The organism is Solirubrum puertoriconensis (assembly GCF_001483135.1).
GTDB classification, from domain to species: Bacteria; Bacteroidota; Bacteroidia; order Cytophagales; family Hymenobacteraceae; genus Solirubrum; species Solirubrum puertoriconensis.
This window is the reverse complement of sequence record NZ_LNAL01000008.1, coordinates 896,853-917,277: the sequence shown is the minus strand read 5'-3', so window position 1 is coordinate 917,277 and position 20,425 is coordinate 896,853. Positions and strand designations below refer to the sequence as shown.

Below are 20,425 nucleotides of genomic sequence, written 5' to 3'. Positions count from 1 at the left end.
GGAGCAGGAGTGTGTATGCAAAAATACGCTCCTCCCCTGCCCCACAGTTATCAATAATATTTATCAGCAATTACTTAAAGTTATTGACAGGTGTACCGAACTCGAGGTGCGCGTAGCTCAGAAAACGCTGAGCCGCTTTGATTAGCGGCTGCCCCTGAACCCACACGGCCTCGAAATGGCGGGCTAGGTGCAGCTCCTGCACGGGCACAACCTCAAGCTGCCCTGCAGCTACCTCTTTACTGATGGCCCGCACCGACACAAACCCAATGCATTCGGGCGCGGCACCTAGGTAGGATTTAATGGCTTCAGTATTGTCGAGGTAAATGGCGGCGCGGCATTGTGCCAGCCGAATGCCTTGCGCCCGCAGGGCAAACTCCAGCACTTCGAGCGTACCCGAGCCCCGCTCGCGCAGCACCAGCGGATGTTGCAGCACCGCTTCGAGAGAGAGCGGCGCAACAGGCGCTTTGCCGGCCGAAGCACAGCGCACGGCTACCAGCTCGTCGTGGAGCAGCAGTTCGTAGTGCAGGTCGCGGTTTTTAACCTGGCCCTCCACAAAGCCTAGGTCGATTTGGCCGCGCAGCAAGGCGTCGGCAATCTGCTCGGAGTTGCCAATGTGCATGGTCAGCTCGACGCGCGGATAACGGGCCTGAAACCCCGGCAGAATAGGCGGTATAACGTACTGCGCCAGCGTGGAGCTAGCCCCGAGGCGTAGGCGGCCGGCAGTGGTATCGTGCAGCGTATGCAGTTGCTCGGCCAGTTGGTGGTGCAGCTCGCTTATGTGGTTAGCATAGCGCAGCAGCAATTGGCCAGCTTCGGTAAGGCTAACGCGGTTGCCTCGCCGCTCGAACAGACGCTGATCATAACTCCGCTCCAACTCCCGAATGTGCTTGGTAACGGCCGGCTGCGTGATGAACAACTCTTGCGCGGCCTTGGTAAAGCTGAGGTGGCGGGCCACTGCCTGAAACACTTGAAGGCGGAAATCGGACATGGGCGCAAGGTAAATGACTTGCTGCCTCCGCTGGTAGTTCGGTCTTATCCACCAGAGCACCTAGGGTGCTGCTGTAGCTGCGATGATCAGTGCTGTACAGAGATGAGTCTCAACGACTGTGGCATGTGTGCATCAAAAACTATTTAGATTAATTCTATTTAATTTCGTTGTTTAGAATCACTCTAATTAGTTTCGCGGCCAGAAATCCATTTCATGCGGGCAACCGTTGCCGCTTTCTATGTCAACAACACCTTTACTGCTCTCTTGCTTACTAGCCGCTACCGCGCCAGCTTTGGCTGCTACCTATACTACTTCGAATGTTTTCACTAACGGGCCGGAGCGCGGCGCTTCGCTTACGGGTACCGTGCTCGACCGCAGCGGCCAGCCCGTTGAAGGGGTGCTGGTAAGCGTGCACGACCGCTCCACGGTAACGGATGCGCGCGGCGGCTTCCGTTTGTACGGCTTGCCTGCTGGCGAAGCCACCGTTACCGTAACCGGGCTCAGCATTAAACCCGTAACGCAAACCCTTACGCTGGAAAACGGCAAAGCCCACTCGTTGCAGCTCACCATTGAGGAGAGCGTGCGCGAACTGGCCGGCATTACGGTTACGGCCAAGGCAACGCCCTTCGCGCCGGAGGTAGATGGCACCACCCTCACGGCTGGCAAGAAAAACGAAGTAATTCAGCTCGACAAGCTCGATGCTAACTTGGTAATGAACAGCTCGCGCCAGGTATTTGCGAAGGTGCCGGGCGTAACGGTGTGGGAAAGCGACGGCTCGGGTCAACAGATTAACGTGGCTACGCGCGGCTTGTCGCCAAACCGCTCCTGGGAATTCAACACGCGCCAAAACGGCATGGACATTAGCTCCGACCCGTTTGGCTACCCCGAGGCGTACTACAACCCGCCCCTCGAGGCGGTTGAGCGCATTCAGATCATTCGGGGTGGTGGCTCGCTGCAATACGGGCCGCAGTTCGGCGGGTTGCTGAACTACGAGCTGAAGCGTGGCCCGCGCGACAAAAAAATCGAGTTTGAAACGAACAACACCGTGGGCAACAACGGCTTGTTTAGCTCCTTCAACTCGCTGGGCGGCACCGTGGGCAAGGTAAACTACTACGGCTACTTCCAGCAGCGCCTAGGTGGCGCCTGGCGCGACAACTCCGAGTTCAACGTACGCAACGCCCACGCCAACGTCAATTTTCAGGCTACCAGCAAGCTGCGCCTTGGAGCCGAAATCAGCCACCTGAGCTACGTGATTCAGCAACCTGGCGGCCTCACCGACGAGCAGTTTAACCGCGGCGAATTGCGCAGCAGCAGCCGCAACCGCAACTGGTTTAGCACACCCTGGACGGTGCCCGCTTTCACGGCCGATTACCAGTTCTCCGATCGCACCCGCCTAAGCCTGAAAACTTTTGGTTTGCTCGGCGAGCGTAACTCCATCGGCTTTACCGGTGCCGTGAACACGCCCGATGCCGTACTGCCCGCTACCGGCCTGCAAGCCAACCGGCAGATCGACCGCGACCGGTACCGCAACCTAGGCTCCGAGTTGCGCTTGCTTACCGACTACGGCTTGCTGGGCCAGCAGCACACGCTGGCCGTAGGTTTGCGCGCGGCGGGTGCCAACCTGCGGCGCCAGCAGCAAGGCCGCGGCGATACGACCTCCGACTTCAACCTCGATTTGCAAGCTCCGCGCTTTGGCCGCGAGCTGCACTTCCGCACCCTCAATTACGCTGCCTTCGCCGAGAACATTTTCCGCCTGGGTTCGCGCCTCACGTTCACGCCGGGCTTGCGCCTGGAGGTTATCGACAACGAAGGCCGCGGCTACCTGAGCCTAAATGCCGACGGCTCCGAAAACCGCGTTGCGCAGAACTCGCGCCGCGAAGTACTCCTCTACGGTGCGGGCGCCGAATACCGCGTAAGCGAGCAAACCAGCTTGTACGCCAACTACTCGCGCGCATTCCGCCCGGTAACCTTCGGCGACCTGACCCCGCCGGCTACGTCGGACGTGATTGACTCCAACCTGCGCGACTCGAACGGCTTCAATGCCGAAGTAGGCTACCGCGGCACGTGGGCCAATGTGCTGACTTTTGATGTAGACGCATTCTGGTTGCGCTACGACGACCGCATCGGCACGCTCCGACGCCCGGTACCCGGTGGCACGGCCGGCCAAACGCAGCAATTCCGCACCAACATTGGCACCAGCGTGCACAAGGGCGTGGAGGCTTACGTGGAGCTCGACCTGATTCATGCCCTTACCGGCGACCAAACCCGGCCGCACTTCGATGTGTTTGCCTCGTCGGCGCTGGTAGATGCCCGCTACACCCAACTGCGCACGGCTACGCTGGCAAATGGCGGCATTCAGGAAGGCGACCTGAAAAACAACCGGGTGGAGTACGCGCCTAAGTACACGCACCGCTTTGGGGGCACGTTTGCGCACCGCGGCTTCTCGGCCACGGCCCAGCTCACGCGCGTTTCGGCCGTGTTTGCCGATGCCAACAACACCGTACTGCCCAACGCTGCCGCCACTACCGGCCGCGTGCCAGGCTACTCCGTTACGGATGTATCAGCCACGTACCGCTTTGCCAAACGCTTTACCCTGCGCGGCGGCGTCAACAACGTTTTCAACAAGTACTACTTCACGCGCCGTGCTGGCGGCTACCCCGGCCCCGGCCTGCTGCCGGCCGATGGCCGCACGTGGTTTGCCTCGGTTGGAGTGAAGCTGTAGCTCACTGCACCCCGCGGTAAGCAAGCCCCGCTGCTTGGCTTTTCAGAAGCCGCGCAGCGGGGCTTTTTTATGCCCTCCGAAAAAGCGCTGCCTGTTTTGCCCATTGCACCTTCTGCACCTAGGCGCCGCATGCCTACCTTGCCGTTGTCAACCCGCTCCCTCCCACTTCCCATGAAAAAACCGCTGCTGCTGACCCTATTGGTCGGTGTATCCTTGGCTGCAACGGCACAGCAAACACTCACACCCGAGCTGCTTTGGCGCTTGGGGCGCCTAGGTGAAATGCAGGTGTCGCCGAATGGCAGAACGGTGGCCTTCACCGCAACGCGCTACGACCTGATGGCCAACCGCGGCAACGCCGACATTTACACCGTGCCAGTGGCCGGAGGTGCCGTGAAGCAGCTGACCAACACGCCCAACAGCGAAAACACCCTGAACTGGCGCCCCGACGGCAAACTCACGTTTTTGTCGGATGAAGGTGGCAGCACGCAGTTGTACGCCATGAACCCCGACGGCTCGGGCAAGCAACAGCTCAGCGAATTTGGCGACGAAAGCCTAGGTAACCTGAAGTACGCCCCTACCGGCAAGTTCATCCTGTACACCCAGGATGTAAAGGTGCGCCCCGGTTTGCAGGACCTCTACCCCGACCTACCCAAGGCCGACGCCAAGCTTTACGACGATTTGTTTTACCGGCACTGGACCTCGTGGGAAGACGAAAAGGCTTCGCACGTGTTCTTTCAGCCCCTGGGCGACGACGGCAAGCCCACCGGCTACGGCAAGGATGTGCTGGACAAGGAGCCTTACGACGCGCCCGTACGCCCGCTGGCCGGCTCGGAACAGCTAGCGTTTTCGCCCGATGGCTACTTGCTGGCGTACACCTCGCGCAAGCTCATGGGCAAAGCCGAAGCCCAAAGCACCAACTCGGATATTTACTTGTACTCGCTGCGCGACAACTCTACCAAAAACCTCTCGCAAGGTTTGGCAGGGTACGACATTGAGCCGGTTTTTTCGCCGGATGGTACGCGCGTAGCGTGGTTGAGCATGGCTACCCCCGGCTTTGAGTCGGACCGGAACGCCATTGTGGTGCACGATCTGAAAACCGGCCGGCACGAAGACGTTACCAAGGGTTCGGAGCTGAGCGCCGGAAACGTGCGCTGGTCGGCCGATGGCAAAACGATTTACTTCGTGGCGGTGGCAGAAGGCGCCGAGCAGCTGTTTTCGGTGCCGAGTAAGGGCGGCAAGATTCGGCAAATCACCAAGGGGCTGCAGAACTACAATGCCTTTGAGCTAGCCGGCGCCGATGTAGCCATTTGCAACCGCACCACCATGCAAAGCCCCGCCGAGGTGGTCCGCGTAAGCTTAAAGAACGGCAAGGAAACCCCGCTGACACAGCTCAACCAGGACATCATGGGCGCGGTGAAGCTGGGCAAAGTGGAAAACCGTCGCGTGGCCACCACCGATGGCAAGCAGATGCAGGTGTACGTCATCTACCCGCCCGATTTCGACCCGAACAAAAAGTATCCAACGCTGCTGTACTGCCAGGGCGGCCCGCAAAGCCCCATCACGCAGAGCTTCTCGTACCGCTGGAACTTCCCGCTCATGGCCGCGCAAGGCTACATTGTGGTAGCGCCCAACCGCCGCGGTTTACCCGGCTTTGGCCGCGAGTGGAACGATGCCATCAGCGGCGACTGGGGCGGCCAGCCCATCCGCGACTACCTCTCGGCTATCGACGCAATCAGCAAAGAACCCTATGTGGATAAAGACCGCCGCGGCTGCGTAGGCGCTTCCTACGGTGGCTACTCGGTGTACTACCTGGCCGGGCATCACCAGGGCCGTTTCAAAACGTTCATCTCGCACGCCGGCCTCTACGATTTGGCCAGTTGGTACCCTACCACCGAGGAGACCTTTTTCGCGCAGTACGAAATGAAAGGCGCGCCGTGGGATAAGCAGCTAGCCCGCAGCTACCAAGAGTTCGATCCGCAGAAGTTTGTGGGCCAGTGGGATACGCCCATGCTGGTTATTCACGGCGGCAAGGACTTCCGGGTACCCGAAAACCAAGGCATGGAAGCGTTTGGGGCGGCGCAGCTGCGCGGCATTCCGAGCCGCTTCTTGTACTTCCCCAACGAAGGCCACTGGATTCAGAAACCACAAAACTCGGTGCTCTGGAATCGGGTGTTTTTCGATTGGCTGGGGCGCTACCTGAAGCCCAACGGGCAAGCTTCGAAATAGCATCAATTGATGAGCTTTTGTTAAGCCACACAGCCGCAAGCACCTAGGCGCTTGCGGCTGTGTCATTTTGGAACATCTGCCCTATACGGCAGGCTTTCCATATATAGCGCGGCTTAGATTTTGCTGACTTATTTTGTTGCCCGATGCAAGGGTTGCTTTTTATATTCACAACTACCCTAATTAATCGAGTATGCGTTCGTTTTTAATCATTTGTGTTCTTGTTGCAGTGGCTGCACTAGGTGCCCGTACTGCCACGGCCCAAATACAACAGACTTATAATAGACGTGGCGTACCCGAGCCGCGCTGGTTGTACTACGATAACTCGTTGCCGGCCGGCAGAACCACTACTACCTACATCAGAACGGTGCGGCCTGCCTTGCCCGTACCCGATTCGGCTTACCAACGCCTGCTGGCGAGCAAACAAGTGAAGCGAATTGCAAAGGTTAGTATTGACGACGAGGGGCAACTCGGCGATACCGTGGCTTACCAGGAGTTCGATCAGCAGGGCCAGCTGTTACGGGCCTGGACGGACAGCGAGCTGAACACACGCGCACTGGCTGGCTTGGTGGGAATTCATAGCGTGCCCATGGGCACGCATCAGGTTGTTCGATATTCTTCCGTGAGTGGCAGTTTTGCCCAACCTGCCACGACGGCACCCGCTGCCTCAGTGGCTCCGGCCCCTGCGCCGCCCGAAAGCACACTGCTTAGCTACGAGCAGGTGCCCATGCGCAGCGACCGGGGCGGCAACGGTTTCTACCACCGCTTCACCTACACGCCCCACCCCGATACGGTAATATACCTACAATACAGCTCGGTGGGCACGTCGAGCAAGCTCAATTTTTCGTCGGCGCGGTACCGGGTATTGCACCAGGGGCGCCCCACCGAGCAGGGCCGCATTGCTGCCCGCGCTGCCCTGAAACCCGCCCGCCGCCTGGCCACCAACCCCGCCCAGAGCATGGCTGTGGCTTTTGAGCCGTTGCTGGACGCCGTGCGCCGTGGGCAAAACCTGGATCTACTGCACCGCTGGCGCTACGACGCGCAGCAACGCCTGCTGCAAGAACAAACCAATACCCGCATTGGCAACGGCGCCGAGCCGCAAATACTGCACACCGAAATCCTGTATACCTACAACGCCCTGGGCCAACTGATCGGGCGCCGCGAAACAGTTTCATCTGTACGCATACCCCCGCGCACGAGCTACACCGTGTATGCCTACCTACCCGAAGGACTAATTAAAGGTGAGACTACCACTGGGCTTACCGGCGCACCCACACTCTTCCGTTACCAGTACGAGTACTACCGCTAGCACCTAGGCGGCTACCAGATCGGTTACTTTCCGAATATCGGCGCTTACTTTCTGCACAAAATCCAGTTGCTCGAGCAATAGCTTTTCCTCGGCTGTTGGGGCCGATTTAACCTCGGTACCTAGGAAGTTGGGCAACGGCGGCAGCTCGGGCAAAAGAGTGTCGGGGCTTACTTTGCGCAGGCTTTCCGAAAGCAGCGTTAACGATTGTCGCAAGGGTTTTAGGCCCTCGGGCGGTATGGCCGGCAAGGCATTGGAGCGGGCCGCCGAAGCCAGCGTGGCAATGTTGGACGATAAGATGAGGTTGAGCACCACAAACTGGTGCACCTCGGCCTCGTGGCGCTGCTTGTGCTTGGGCTCTGATAGCATGCGCTGAAAGGCCGCTGCCAAGTTGGAGGAGCTAACGTACACCTCCTTGCGGGCCAGCTTGTAGTCCATGGCGCTGAGGCTGCCGCCGGCCAGGTAATCGGCCAGGCGATGCAGGTAGTTGCGGTTGGCCCGCAGCACATCGCGCATGTAGTTGCCCAATTGCTCCGACTCCCAGCGCGGCAGCAGCAGGTAGCCGGTGGTAAGCGCAATGGCGCAGCCAATCAGCGTGTCAACCACGCGCTCCTCGGCAGCGCTGACGTACTGGATACCCAGGAAGTGGAACAGGATGAGCACGTAGGGCGTCAGAAACAGCACCATTACCATGTAGCTGCGCCGCTGAAAGCTGTAGGCCACAATCATAAACACCAGCAAAAAACCAAACTGCAGCACCTCGCTGGGCACCAGGTACAGAACAGCCACGCCGAGCACCCCGCCCAGCAAGGTGCCCGACACGCGCTGCAGGTTGCGCTCTTTGGTGAGGCTGAAGCCGGGCTTGAGCATGTACACGGCCGTGAGCATAATCCAGTAGCCGTGGTGGCCGTAATTCAGCAGCTTGGCCACCACAAAGCTCACGAGCGCAGCCACCGTTACGCGCAGCGCGTGCCGAAAAGTAGCCGAGTTGATGGTGAGGTTGTCGCGGAGCAGGGCCGGGCTTAGCGACTGCCGCGACACAAACCGCGAGTAGTCCGACTCGCCGGCCCTAGGTGCCAGCGGGGCCCGGTACTCGGGGTCGGCGTAACGGGTGATGTCGGCGAGGCGCTGGTGCAGGTTGCGCAGGTTCACGAGCAGTTTGCGCAGCACCAAGTTGCTGCCGGGCTCTTGCTCGCCAATGCGGTCGATGCGGGCTTTTAGCTGCTCCAGCTCGGTGGTGCGGTCGGTGTGGTGGGCATAAGGGCGGTTGCTTTGGATGGCCAGCCCTAGGTGGTCGAGCTCGGCGGCCATGCGCCGGATCAGGCGGGCCACATCGGCCAGCACCCCGGTGTGGTTGAAGCGTTGGCGCAGCGAGGAGTAGTCGTAGTAAGCGGCTACTACTTGCTCGTACAGGTCCATGGCATCTACAAACGTGAGCACCAAACGCCGGCCGGAGCCGGTGGTATCCTGCACAATCTGGCGGGTTTTGAACAGCATTTCGCGGGCGGCGTCCTGCTTTTCGGTTACCACCACTTGCTGCTTCAGCAACTGGCGGTAATCCTTCTCGAGGCTGGTTTCGGGGTCGTAGAACTCGGCTTTCAGCCTAAAATACTCGGCAATGGCATGAATGCATTCGCCCAAGGCTCGCTGCGCGGGGCGGTAGGGTTGCACGTGGTAGGCCAACAGGGCCACCAGCGTGTACCACAAGCCACCGGCCAGCACCAGCAAGCTGTACTGCAACAGCTGCGCGGGCGTCAGGTCGCGGTCCATGGTCAAAATCAAGATCAGCAGCCCGGCCGAGCCGATGGCACCCGCCCGCACCCCGTACACCGATACCAGCGTGAAGAAGAAGCTTAGCGCCACGATTTCGGCACCTAGGGCAAGCACGTGCATACGGGCCACGCCCGTGAGCAAGGCCACCGCAAACACCAGCAGGTTGCAAACGAGCAGCCCGTTGCGCTTGTGGGCAATGGGGCCGGGCACATCGGGGATGCTGGCACACACCGCCCCCAACGACACGGTAAGGCCTAGGTCGAAGTGCCCGAGCTGGGCCAATGTGAGGCCGGGCAGCAGAATACTGAGCGCCACGCGCAGGCCGTCGGCGAAGTCTTGCCCGAAGAAAAAGTACTGAAGCGTGCGTTCGTGTTTGCGCATGGTGGAAATCGGAGGCGGGCACCGCGTAGCAGGCGCGGTAGCCGGGCCCGGCAGCTTGGCCTTGCCAACGTAGCCATACGCAAGCAAATAATACCTGTTGAGCCGAGGGCTTTGCCGTATTTTGTCGGAGCCGCCGTAGTTACCCCTCTCATGAAGCCCGCCGCCGTACCGGTATTGTGCATTGATGCCTTTCCGCAGACGCCGCCCCAAGCGCCGTTTCGGTTGCAGCGGCTCGAGGAGTTACGCGCCAGTTTTGCTGATGTAAACGAGCCGCACGCCCACGATTTCTACGTGCTGCTCTACTTTACCCACGGCCACGGCACCCACACCATCGACTTTGTAACCTACGAGGTACGGCCGGGCGCGCTGTTTTTCCTGACACCGGGGCAGGTGCACAGCTGGTCGTTGTCGGACGACACCCGCGGCATCGATATATTCTTTACGCCGGCGTTTTACCTGCTGCGCCACCCTGCCGAGCGCCTCTACTCCTACCCCTTCTTCGGGCCGCATGGGCAACCGGTGCTGTACCTGCCGCCCGATGAGCCGCTAATTGGCCCGCTGCTGTGGCGCATGGAGCAGGAACACGCCATGCCCAGCCTCAACCAACAGGAGGTGCTGCGTTCTTACCTGCACTTGGTGCTCGAGCTAGCGGCCCGGCAGCACCAACCCGAGCCCACGGCGGGGCAGCAGCCCGGCCTGCACCAGCTACGGGCCTTCGAACGGTTGCTGAACGAGCGTTTCCGCACGCACAAAGCCGTGCGCGACTACGCCGAGTGGCTGCACCTCACGCCCAACCACCTCAACGCCTTGTGCCGCCGCCTGCTCGCCAAAACCGCCAGCAACCTGATACACGAGCGCGTGGTGGTAGAAGCCAAGCGCCTGCTGCACCATTCGGCCCTTTCGGTAGCCGAGGTAGCCTACAACCTAGGCTTCGACGACGCCTCCTACTTCTCGCGGTATTTCCGCAAATACGCGGGCCTCACGCCCGAGGCCTTCCGGGGCCGCCGTTGATTTGTCCTGTAACTACCCCGAAATAGGCAGTACTCCCCGTATAAGGCTTCGGTACCTTTGCCACGGTTACATTCTGCTTTGCTATGGCTAATTCTGCATCGTCGGCCACTTGGGCTTTGCTGCGGCTTCGGTGCCCGCGCTGCCACGAGGGGCCGCTGTTCTCGCGTTCTGCCTTCAACCTCTCCAAATTCGCCGATATGCCCGAGGCCTGCCCCGTGTGCGGGCAAGCCTACGAACCCGAACCGGGCTTTTACTGGGGCGCTATGTACTTCAGCTACGGTTTCACGGTGGCCATCTTCGTGATATCGGGCGTGTTGCTCTATTACCTCGCCAACGATCCGCCGCTGTGGGTATACATCTCGGTGGTGGGCGGCGCGGCGCTGCTCTCCACCCCGCTGGTATTTCGTTACTCGCGGGCCCTTATGCTCTACTTGTTTGGCGGTGTCGAATCGCGGCCGCCGGTAGCCTAGGTCGGCTTTCTGGCTTTTGGTGTCAGGTGCGAAGCCCGGCCCCGTAGCGCTTAGGTGCTGCAGGGCCGGGCTTTGTGCATTGTACCAGGGGCCGCTGTCCCTTACGCTTGCTACCGCCAAGCTTCAGTGGCTGCTTTCGAAAGGGCCACGAAAGGCAAAAAAGTCGGCAATGTCAATCACATCATTTGTATAACATTATCCTTAGATATAGATAAATCTCTTTGTAACGTTGTTGCCGCGAAAAGGTTTTCGCGTCCGTTCTCCCTCAACAACCTATACCGTTATGAAGAAGGCTCTCCTCAGCCTTGCAGTACTGGCTGCCAGCGCTACTGCGGCCTCGGCCCAAAGCAGCAACGCTTTCAAAGCCAACATCTTTAGTCCGCTTGTAAAAACCGGCTCGTTCTTCTACGAGCGCAAAGTATCCGAAACCAGCTCGGCACAACTTGGCTTTGCCTTTACAAGCTGGACGCCCGGCGACAGCAAGCTTTCGGGTATTATCCTTACTCCGGAGTACCGCTTTTACCTCTCTGGCACGTCGATGAACGGCTTTTACGTAGGCCCGTACCTGCGCTTCCAAAGCATGTCGCTGTCGACTACCTACGAAGACTACGACTACGTTACCGACACCACCGTGGAGCGCGAAGCCAAAGGCAGGCTCACCACGTTTGGTGCCGGCGTGGCAGTTGGCCGCCAGTGGATGTTTAAAGACCGCATCACCATCGACCCGTACCTGGGCCTGGGCTACAACGGTGGTTCGGCCAAGGCTGAGGATGGTTCCAACGAAGATCAGCTCGACGCCGGCACCTTCAGCGGTTTTGGCCTGCGCCCCGGCTTTACGGTAGGTATTGCCTTCTAAGCCTACCTGGCTCACTAAACACACCAAAGCCCGGCCAATTGGCCGGGCTTTGCGCGTATTGGAGGGGTGGCTCAGCAAAACCAATCAGGCCGATAAGCGCCGGTTTTGCAGCTCTTGGTGACAGTATTTTTCGGCGTCGAGCAAGGTTTCAACGATGGGCAGCGGCGTAGCGCTTAGCACCTCCAGCTCGGCGCGCACTTCGGCATTCAGGTGGCACAGCACTAAGCTCATGCCGTGCTTGGCCAAGCGCTGGTAGTAATAACCCAGCAGCTCGGCGGCATCGGGGGGTAGGTGGTGCAAGTGGCTGCAATCAACCCACACGCTCGACTTTCCGCTGCGGCTGGCTCGGCGCAGGGCACGGTCCAAGGCATCCTCGTCATCCACGGAGGCAGGTATATCGTCGGCGAGGATGAGCAAGTAGCTTTCGGGCAATATTTCGCGGTAAACCTCCATGGGTGAAAGAATTGGCGTAGGTGCAGATTAGCGGTTGTTGGCAGATTGGTGGAGGTAACGTGGCGCGCGGTCCAGGGCCCGGCTGGCGCAGAGCCCACTGTTATACGTAAGGGTAGGCGTAAGTGGCTCGTGAAGTTTCCTCCTTCTCTGTCTTCAAACCGACTCAACGTGCCCAGTACCAGCTGAGGCTGCCCTCATCTGTGTATTTCCAATGCATACTTTAAAGTTAAAAGGATAGTTCCAGAGTTATATAACCTAAACCATTTGAAATCCGCAGATTACGTATTTGCTACGATGCGGCAGAAGGTTAAGTACTTACGCCCGATATTGTAGCACCTAGGCGAGTACGGATGTTGCTACATACACAAATGCCCCGCCGTGGCTGCACGCCAAGCGAGGCATTTACAAAATGACAGGCAAAAGCACCGGGTTTGGCTACGCTAGAAAGGTGGCTGGCCCTAGGTAACTCAAGCTGATTAACGGCGGTAGAGCTTAAGCTACTGACGCTCGAAGCCCAGTTCCAAGAGGGCCGGTACATCTTGCTCGCGCACGCTGCCGCGCAGGATTACGCCCGACTTGCACGAGCAGGCATTGCAAACTTCGGCGGGGCGCTCGGTAGCAGCCCGGGCATTGGTTAAGCTGATGCCGCGCTGCTGCAGGTACGAGGTGGCTTTGGCTACCAGCTCTTCGGGGGAGGCAGCGCCTCCCCACCAATCGAGGCAATAGGTTTGCGCGTAGGCTACCCCCACATTGGCTTTGGCGTCGTCATCTTTCTCGCAGGCACCTAGGGGAGCGAGTAGCAGCAAGCTCCCGAGCAGGCGGCCGAGTACAGCAGTTGTTTTCATAGCGGCAATAGGTTGGTGGTTTATGGCAAGAGCCACCCCACCCTGCCGGCGTTGCATGCCGTGCTAGTTTGTGCCGATACCCATCAGCTCCATCAGCTTGCTGGCGTTGAACTCGCGGCACAGCCCCGGCGTGAGGCGATAGTCGAACCGGATGTCGTCGCCAATGATTTCGCTGTTGAAGCTGTAGTTGGTTACGAAGCCCGGCAGCTCCTGCTCCAGGTCACCGAGCTCCAGATCGTGGGTGCTCACGAAGCCGCTGGCGGGGCGGCGGTGCAACTGCCGGATGAGGCCGCGGGCGCCGTCGTGCCGGTCGCGCGAGTTGGTGCCTTTCAGGATTTCATCGAGCAGGAAGAACACCGGCTGGCCTTGCTCGGTGAGGTCGAGCAGCTGGCGCAAGCGCTTTAGCTCGGCGTAGAATGAGGAGGTGCTTTCGGCCAGGTTATCCTGCGTGCGCATGGCCGTGAAAAGCTGCGCCGGCCCGCAACGCAGGCTGCGGGCGCACACCGGGCCGCCGGCCAAAGCCAATACCAGGTTTACGCCCACCGTGCGCAGAAACGTGGTTTTGCCTGACATGTTGGAACCCGTGATGAGGGCGGTGCGGCCGGCGCCCACAGTGCCAAAGTTGTTGGCCACGCGCTCGGGGCTGAAGATGAGCGGATGCGCCAAGGCTTCGCTCTCGAACGTTAGCGGCGCCTCCATCACCTCGGGCACGGCCCACTCGGGGTTGGCGTATTGGGTGGCGGCCAGGCTGGCCAAGGCTTCCACTTCGGCTACTACCTCCAGCCAAGGCTCGAGCGCGCCGCCTAATTGGTGCTTCCACCGCTCGAGGCGCCACATCCAAAAGAAGTCCCACATGAGCAGGTTGTTGGCAAAGAAGCCCGCCAGGGTGCTCCAGCGCAGCGAAAAGTTTTGGGCAATACGCGCCAACCGCGCCACGTAGCCCGAGGCCGGGGCGCCGCGCTCGAGCAGGCGGTTGCGCAGGCTGGTTAAGTAAGGCGTGGTGCAAGGGCGGTCCTCGAGGTGCAGCAGTTGGTCGCGGTAGGCGCGCAGCACGTCGTACATATCCATGCTACGCTCGAACACGGCGTCGCGCTCCTGCCGAAAGCGGTAGTTGAGCGCGTACATCATCAGGAAAGGCACACCCGCCAACCAACCCGACCACCCCGTGAGCCACAGCGCCGAGCCCAACAGCGCCAGCGGCGGCAGTACCAGCAGCAAACCCAGCAGCCAACCGCGGTTAGCGTAGAAATCGGGGGCGTGCATCCACTGCAAAAAAGGCCGTGGGTCGTCGGACTGCTTCGGAAAGTGCCGGGCGCGGGCCTGCCAGTGCTGCCGCCACACTACATCGGGCGCAAGTTCGGCTACGGCTTGCTGGCGCAGCCACAGCTGCTCGAGCGGTGCGGGCGCTTGCAGCCAACTGGCCAGCGCATCCTGGCCCAAGCGCGAGGTAGTGCGGCTTACCAACTGAAACAACGAGTGCGGGCCAAACACGTCGAGGTCGGCGGTGTAAGGGTGCGCCGTATCGGCGTAGCGCTGCCCCTCGTCGAAACCGGCGAGCTTGCCACCTAGGCGGTCGAGCTCCTCTTGGTTGATGAGGCGCAGCAGCAGGCGTTGGCGCAGCTGGTAGCCGATGCGGCTGTGCCAGCGCATCACCAGCAAAAACAGCAGGTACGCCACCACCAGCCAGCCTACCGCCACGGCATTCTGCCCCTGCTCAAACAGCCACCACGTGCCGCCCGCGCCTGCCACAAACAAGAACACCCGCAGCCAACCTACGGCACGGTGCCGCGTGGCAAAGTGCTGCTCCTCGGCGGCGTAGGTGGTAAGGTTATCGGCAAATACCTCGGCAGGCGAAACGCGCAGCGGGCGGGTGGCGGAAGATACAGGCACAGAAAAAGCGTGGAGTGCAAGCCCGAAAATACACGCCTAGGTCGGGATGCCGGCTGTGGACCTCCTTTTGTCATGTCGAGTGAAGCGAGACATCTGAGTGGCTTGTGAATGCGCATCGTCCCGTTGGGCTTTGCGGGTCCGGCACTTAGGGCATCAAGGCGGCTTTCGGAGGTTGGATTTCGACCAAATGATTGAGGCTTTCCGGATGGCGCTGCATTCCTACCCCTGATGTCTCGCTCACGCTCGACATGACAAGCTGCCCTAGGTCCGGAAAAGCAACGCCACCTACCGGCAGGCAGGTGGCGCTGGCAAAGCGAAGCGGCGGGACTCCTACCCTTCCACTTTCGGCAAATCGGTGGCGGCGGGGCCGTTGAGCAGCACGCCGTAGGGGTCGAAGCGCGAACCGTGGCAGGGGCAGTCCCAGCTTTTCTCGGTGCTGTTCCAGTGCACCACGCAGTGCAAGTGCGGGCAAATGGCCGAGCACTCGTGGGTTTTGCCTTTTTCGTCGCGGTACACGGCTACTTTTAGCGGGCCGCGGCCAATCACGGCGCCCGAGCCGGGCTGTATTTCTTCTTCCTTCGATACGTCGCCGCCGGTAAGCAAATCGGTGTACTCGGCCGCTACGTTCACGTTTTCCATCACGAACTCCTTTATCGAGCTCGGCTTCAGCGTTACGCGGCCGGGGTCGTAGAGCTTGGCCCAGGGGTTTTCGCGCTCCTGAATCAGGTCTGTCACAATCATGGCACCTAGGGTGCTGTGCGTCATGCCGTGGCCCGAGTCGCCGGTGATGATGAACACGTTGTCGTTGTCGACGGGGTTGCGGCCGGCGTAGCCCAAACTATCCACGGGCTCCATCACTTGCCCCGACCAGCGAAACTCCACCTCCTGCACGCTGGGGTAGTTTTCGCGCGTCCATTCCTCCAGGCATCGGAAACGCTCTTCGTAGTTGCTCTCCTGGCCGGTTTTGTGGTCTTCGCCGCCCACCACCAGCAGCTCGTGCGTGTCGGAGTCGGTTAGCTCTTGCAGGCGGATGTAGTGGTACGGGTCGGCGGTATCCCAGTACAACGCCTTGGTGATGCTGCCCTTGGGCACCCGGAACGTAACCACGTAGGTGCGGTACGGTGCCTGCTTGGTGTGCATCACCACGCGGTCGTTGAAGGGCGTGTTGGTGGCCACCACGATGTGCTTGGCGCGCACTTCCTGGCCATCGGCCGTTACCACGCGGGCATCGTCGCCGCCGTGCACCTCCAGCACGCGGGTATGCGTGAAAATGCGGCTGCCGCGCTGGGTTATGGCCTTGGCCAGCCCGTTGATATACTGCACAATATGAAATTGCCCTTGGTTGGGAAAGCGCAGGCACTCGCCGGTTTTAAAACCTTTCACGCGGGCATCTTTCAGGCGGGTTACGCCCGTTAGACCGGCGCGGTGGGCAGCTTCCAGCTCATCGTCGAGCTCCTTTACGGTGCCTTTGGCCGGCAAAAACAGGTAGCCATCGAGGCGCGAAAAGTCGCAATCGATTTTCTCCTCGCGCACAATGCTCTCGATGCGGTCGATGGCCGAGCCGTGGCTGTCGGCGGCTAGGCGGGCGCCTTCCTCGCCAAACAAGCTCTCGAGGTTGGAGTACCGGTCGTCGAGGGCGTTGGAAAGATGGGCCGTGGTGCGGCCGGTTTCGCCCGAGGCAATTTCGCCGTCGTCGAGCACCACCACAGTTTTGCCTTCGCGGGCCAGCAGGTAGGCGCTGGTGAGGCCCGCTATGCCGGCCCCTACCACCACCACATCGGCGGTTTGGTTGCGCTTCAGCGGTTCAAACGTTGGGCGGTTGGCCGTGGCAAGCCACGAGGTGGTGTTGGCGCCGGAGGTTTGGTCGGGTTTCAGCATAGGGCGGCTCAGGTGTTAGCGTATAACGGATGTTATTCGCTTACGCCTGGCCGCACTGCTGGGTTCGTGGTGCCGAGCTTACGGCTTGCTGTTTTTGCGTTTCTTCACTTCCTCACCTAGGGGCAGCTCTACCGTGATGGTAGTACCCAGGCCCTGCCGCGAGCGAATGGTAAGCTCGCCGCCGAGCAGCCCCACCCGGTTGCGAATGCCCGAAAGCCCAATACCCCCGCGCTTCTCGCGCGCTTTTTCCACATCAAAGCCGCAGCCGTCGTCTTCCACGCTCAGGTGCAGCTTGTTGCCTTGCAGCTCCACGTATACAAATGCCTCGCGGGCGTGGGCGTGCTTGATGACGTTGTTGAGCAACTCCTGCGCAATGCGGTAGGCCGCGGTTTCCACGAGGCGCGGTATGGCCGGCGGCAGCTCGCCCACGCTTAGGTGCACGTGCAGGTTGTGCTTGGGTATGCGCTTGCACAGCTCTTCGAGGGCCGATTTCAGGCCGAAATCCTCGAGCACGTTGGGCGTAAGCTCAAACGAAATGGTGCGCGTGGCCTTAATGGCCTCGTTGAGCAGGCCAATGGCGGCGGTGCGGTGGGTTTCGTCGACGGGCGTCGAGTCGAGGTGGAGCTTGCTGGCGTAGAGCAGCTGGCCCACGCCGTTGTGCAGGGCCTCGGCAATGCGCTTGCGCTCATCTTCCTGGGTGTGCATAATGGCGCTCAACACCTCCTTTTCGCGCTGGAGGCGCAGCCGGGTAGCTTCCTCCATCAGGCGGTTGCGCTCGGTTACATCGCGCACCACGCCCAGCACGTTGGCTACGCGGTCTTCGGCATCGGCAAGCGGCACAAAGGTGGCATCGTAGGCGCCGTGGCGCCGCTTAAACGGAATGTTGTACTCCGTTACGGTGGTGCCAGCCAGCACGCGCTCGGCAATGCGCCGGAACTCCAGCCGATCAAACGCCGGGATGTCGCTGAAAATGCGCTTGCCCAGCACGTCTTCGGCCGGTATCTGGGTCAGCTCGGCGGCGCGCTGGTTCCACTCGGTGATGTAGAAGTTGCGGTCGAACACCATGATGGCGTCGCCGCTGTGGTCGAGCAGGCTTTTCACAAAGTCGCGCTCGGCCTTCAGTTGCACGTTGGCCTGCTGGGTATCCGTTACGTCGATGGCGAAGAGCACCCCGGCGTTTTGCTCCCGATCGAAGAAGCCGTAGTTCTGAAAGTAAATCTGCTCCTGGCCTTCGCGGCGCGGCGGCATGCCCAAAAAGCGCACCTCGTTGCCACTTAGCAGCTTGTTTATCGAGTTGGTAAGCATGGGATAGGCCTCGTACACGTTGCGCCCGTTCAGGACGTTGTCGGCCACACCTAGGCGGCGCAGCCCCGCTCCCGCCACCTCGAGCAACTCGCCATCGGCGGCGATGCGCGTGAGCACCACGGGCATGTTGTGCAAAATGTGCTCGAGCAGGCGGTTCTTGAAATTGAGCTGCTGCTGCGTTTCGCGGCGGGTGGTTACGTCGCGCAGCAAGCCAATCAGGCGCACTTGGCGGCCTTGCCCATCGAGCTGCACGTTGCCGGTGGTTTCAACGTAGCGCAGGGTACCATCGGGCCACACCACGCGGTGCTCCTCGCTAAAGGGCTCCTGGGTTTCGGTGCTGCGCTGCTTGGCGGCGTTCACGCGGGCCAGGTCGTCGGGGTGCACGCGCTGGCTTAGGTCCTCCCAAGTGGTGGGGCCGGCATCGGCGGGGCGGCCGTAAATGCGGTTGGCCTGCTCATCGAGGTGCAGCACGCCCGTGGCCAGCTCGAGGTGGCAGAGGCCAGCATGCGAGGCTTTGAGGGCCAATTGCAGGCGCTCCTCGCTTTCGCGCAGGCGCAGGTTGGCCAGGTAGCGCTCGGTAATATCGCGCAGCACGCCGCTCATGCGCTCGGGGGTGCCGTGCAGGTTACGGATTACCTGGCCCGTGGCTACCACGTAACGTACCTCGCCGCTGGGGTGCACCACGCGCACTTGCACATCCAGGCTACCGATCTCGGCCGCTTTGAGCAGTTCGGCGGTGGCCCGCTCCACGTCGTCGGGGTGCACGGGCTGCATCAGCTCGGCCAGCGTGAGGTCGGCGCTGGGCAGCGGCAAGCCAAACATCTGGCAGCCGCGCTCATCCAGATGAAAGCGCTCGGTGGCAAAATCCCAGGTGCCAATGCCCATGTTGGCGGCCCGCACGGCCGTTTTCAGGCGCTGCTCGCCCTCTTGCAGGCGCTGCTCGTTGCGGCGGCGCTGCGTTACATCGCGCCACACCACGTGAATGATGGGCTCATGCTCCGGAATGCGCACGGGCGTAAGCACCGCCTCAATCCAAATTTCCTCGTCGGTGGGCTTAAACATTTGGGCCTCGCAGCGCAACGAGCCCTCTTGCATGGCGCGCGCCACGTTTTCGGCAAACCACTCGGCTGTGCGGCGGCCGTTGGGCTGCACCTCGGGCGTGAAAGCCGAAGCCACCTGCCCTACTATTTGCTCGCGGCTGGTGGCGCCAATAAGGCGCAAAGCGGCCTCGTTGCAATCGATGTAGCGGCCGCTTTGCAGCAGCAGCATGCCGTCGTTGCTGCGCTCGAACAAGGTACGGAAGCGCGCTTCGCTGGCGGCCAGGGCTTGCTCGGCTTTTTTGCGCTGGGTTTCGTCGCGCCACACCACGTGGATGAGCGGCTCGCCGTCGAGCTCGATGCGCGTCAGGACTACCTCCAGCCAAATCGGCTCGCCCGAAAAGCGGTGGCGCAACCACGCACCGCGGTACGAGCCCTGCCACTGCAACTGGGTTAGTATGTTTTGTTGCAGCTCGGCGGAGCGCTGGCCGTTGGGCTGGTACTCGGGCGTAAGCAGGCCAATGGGCTGCCCCACAATCTGGTTTTTGTGCTCGGCACCTAGCAGGCGTACGGCGGCCTCGTTGCAGTCGATGTAGGTGCTGCCTTTTACCAGGCACACGGCATCGCGCGACTTCTCGAAGAGCTTACGAAAGCGGGCCTCGCTGGCCGATACTTGTTGAATGGCGTTGTGCCGCTTGGTGTCATCAAACAAAGCCAGCCGGAACAGCGGCTCCTGGTCTTCGCTGAGCAAGCGGCTCCCCTCGATGCGCACGTACAGGGTGCGGCCATCGGGCCGCTGCACTTGCAGCTCGGTGTGCTGGGTGGCCTCCTGATGCAGCATGCGCTGCAGAAACTCGTAGAACTTGGGCCGCTCGGCCGGGCTTACGCACAGCGGAAAGGCGTGCCCCCTGAGGGTTGCGCGCTCGTAGCCCAGCAGGGTACTGGCACGAAGGTTTAGCTGCTGTATGGTGCCGCGCGCACTGAGCGTGCAGTAGCCTACCGGGGCAAAGTCGTACAAATCGGTGTACTGCTGGCGCATGCGTTCCGATTCTTCCTGCGCCAGCAGCAGCTCTTCGTACTGCATTTCCAGCTCTATCTGGTGCGTTTGCAGCTCTTGCACCAGCCGCCTGGTTTCGCTGGGGGTATGCTCGCTTACGATGGCCGAGGTTATGCTGCGCCGTTTTTCGGCGCGGGCGCGCAGCTCTTGGTGGCGCCGCTGCATTTCGGCCTGGTGTTCGTGATTCGGCTCCATCGGATGGGCGTAGTAATCGAAGAAACCATGGACGG

Annotated in this window: 13 protein-coding genes; 6 read left to right on the top strand and 7 right to left on the bottom strand. The window is 60.9% G+C overall.

Translation table 11 applies throughout. The annotated features are described in order from the left end of the window. Positions 1-70: 70 nt before the first annotated feature. Entirely contained in the window at positions 71-988 is a 918-nt protein-coding gene (locus tag ASU33_RS18190; RefSeq protein WP_059072237.1) for a LysR family transcriptional regulator, read from the bottom strand. Between the two features lie 238 nt (positions 989-1,226). Between ASU33_RS18190 and ASU33_RS18185 the strand changes: the two genes are divergently transcribed. The 3 genes from ASU33_RS18185 to ASU33_RS18175 all read left to right on the top strand — a co-directional run bounded on the left by ASU33_RS18185 (position 1,227) and on the right by ASU33_RS18175 (position 7,242). Then, positions 1,227-3,710 (top strand): TonB-dependent receptor, encoded by a 2,484-nt coding sequence (locus tag ASU33_RS18185; protein WP_059072236.1) that lies wholly within the window; start codon positions 1,227-1,229, stop codon positions 3,708-3,710. 171 nt (positions 3,711-3,881) lie between these two features. Beyond that, positions 3,882-5,936: a S9 family peptidase gene (locus ASU33_RS18180; RefSeq protein WP_059072235.1), complete on the top strand. Its 2,055-nt coding sequence runs from the start codon at positions 3,882-3,884 to the stop codon at positions 5,934-5,936. 190 nt (positions 5,937-6,126) lie between these two features. Next, the gene (locus tag ASU33_RS18175) at positions 6,127-7,242 is read left to right on the top strand and encodes a hypothetical protein (protein WP_149867297.1); all 1,116 of its coding nucleotides are present in this window, start codon (positions 6,127-6,129) and stop codon (positions 7,240-7,242) included. Positions 7,243-7,245: 3 nt separating this feature from the next. Here ASU33_RS18175 and ASU33_RS18170 read toward each other — a convergent pair whose 3' ends face one another. After that, positions 7,246-9,393 carry an FUSC family membrane protein gene (locus ASU33_RS18170; RefSeq protein WP_059072786.1) on the bottom strand — a complete coding sequence of 716 codons (2,148 nt, stop codon included), beginning with the start codon at positions 9,391-9,393 and terminating at the stop codon, positions 7,246-7,248. A gap of 150 nt (positions 9,394-9,543) precedes the next feature. Here ASU33_RS18170 and ASU33_RS18165 point away from each other — a divergent pair, with 150 nt between their 5' ends. From ASU33_RS18165 to ASU33_RS18155, 3 genes are all read left to right on the top strand, one after another. Then, entirely contained in the window at positions 9,544-10,404 is an 861-nt protein-coding gene (locus tag ASU33_RS18165; protein WP_059072233.1) for an AraC family transcriptional regulator, read from the top strand. An 83-nt stretch (positions 10,405-10,487) separates the two neighbouring features. After that, entirely contained in the window at positions 10,488-10,874 is a 387-nt protein-coding gene (locus tag ASU33_RS18160) for a DUF983 domain-containing protein (RefSeq protein WP_286130647.1), read from the top strand. A 283-nt stretch (positions 10,875-11,157) separates the two neighbouring features. Beyond that, the gene (locus ASU33_RS18155; RefSeq protein ID WP_059072232.1) at positions 11,158-11,730 is read left to right on the top strand and encodes a DUF3575 domain-containing protein; all 573 of its coding nucleotides are present in this window, start codon (positions 11,158-11,160) and stop codon (positions 11,728-11,730) included. Between the two features lie 84 nt (positions 11,731-11,814). Here ASU33_RS18155 and ASU33_RS18150 read toward each other — a convergent pair whose 3' ends face one another. The 5 genes from ASU33_RS18150 to ASU33_RS18130 form a co-directional block, all read right to left on the bottom strand. Beyond that, entirely contained in the window at positions 11,815-12,183 is a 369-nt protein-coding gene (locus tag ASU33_RS18150; RefSeq protein WP_059072231.1) for an STAS domain-containing protein, read from the bottom strand. Positions 12,184-12,680: 497 nt separating this feature from the next. Then, complete coding sequence (locus tag ASU33_RS18145) at positions 12,681-13,028, bottom strand: hypothetical protein (protein ID WP_059072230.1); 348 nt, start codon at positions 13,026-13,028, stop codon at positions 12,681-12,683. Between the two features lie 63 nt (positions 13,029-13,091). Beyond that, on the bottom strand, positions 13,092-14,918 hold the full coding sequence (locus ASU33_RS18140; protein ID WP_286130646.1) for a MutS-related protein: 1,827 nt from the start codon (positions 14,916-14,918) through the stop codon (positions 13,092-13,094). A gap of 330 nt (positions 14,919-15,248) precedes the next feature. Beyond that, positions 15,249-16,796: an FAD-dependent oxidoreductase gene (locus tag ASU33_RS18135; RefSeq protein ID WP_059072229.1), complete on the bottom strand. Its 1,548-nt coding sequence runs from the start codon at positions 16,794-16,796 to the stop codon at positions 15,249-15,251. 78 nt (positions 16,797-16,874) lie between these two features. Next, positions 16,875-20,390, bottom strand: coding sequence for a sensor histidine kinase (locus ASU33_RS18130; protein ID WP_059072228.1), 3,516 nt, complete (start codon positions 20,388-20,390; stop codon positions 16,875-16,877). Positions 20,391-20,425: the final 35 nt, after the last annotated feature.

Bases quoted from the DNA above. Each gene is read 5' to 3' on its own strand.
- ASU33_RS18180 (WP_059072235.1), top strand. From the start codon at position 3,882: ATGAAAAAACCGCTGCTGCTGACCCTATTGGTCGGTGTATCCTTGGCT.
- ASU33_RS18190 (WP_059072237.1), bottom strand. From the start codon at position 988: ATGTCCGATTTCCGCCTTCAAGTGTTTCAGGCAGTGGCCCGCCACCTC.
- ASU33_RS18130 (WP_059072228.1), bottom strand. From the start codon at position 20,390: ATGGAGCCGAATCACGAACACCAGGCCGAAATGCAGCGGCGCCACCAA.
- ASU33_RS18170 (WP_059072786.1), bottom strand. From the start codon at position 9,393: ATGCGCAAACACGAACGCACGCTTCAGTACTTTTTCTTCGGGCAAGAC.
- ASU33_RS18185 (WP_059072236.1), top strand. From the start codon at position 1,227: ATGTCAACAACACCTTTACTGCTCTCTTGCTTACTAGCCGCTACCGCG.
- ASU33_RS18175 (WP_149867297.1), top strand. From the start codon at position 6,127: ATGCGTTCGTTTTTAATCATTTGTGTTCTTGTTGCAGTGGCTGCACTA.
- ASU33_RS18160 (WP_286130647.1), top strand. From the start codon at position 10,488: ATGGCTAATTCTGCATCGTCGGCCACTTGGGCTTTGCTGCGGCTTCGG.
- ASU33_RS18145 (WP_059072230.1), bottom strand. From the start codon at position 13,028: ATGAAAACAACTGCTGTACTCGGCCGCCTGCTCGGGAGCTTGCTGCTA.
- ASU33_RS18165 (WP_059072233.1), top strand. From the start codon at position 9,544: ATGAAGCCCGCCGCCGTACCGGTATTGTGCATTGATGCCTTTCCGCAG.
- ASU33_RS18135 (WP_059072229.1), bottom strand. From the start codon at position 16,796: ATGCTGAAACCCGACCAAACCTCCGGCGCCAACACCACCTCGTGGCTT.
- ASU33_RS18155 (WP_059072232.1), top strand. From the start codon at position 11,158: ATGAAGAAGGCTCTCCTCAGCCTTGCAGTACTGGCTGCCAGCGCTACT.
- ASU33_RS18150 (WP_059072231.1), bottom strand. From the start codon at position 12,183: ATGGAGGTTTACCGCGAAATATTGCCCGAAAGCTACTTGCTCATCCTC.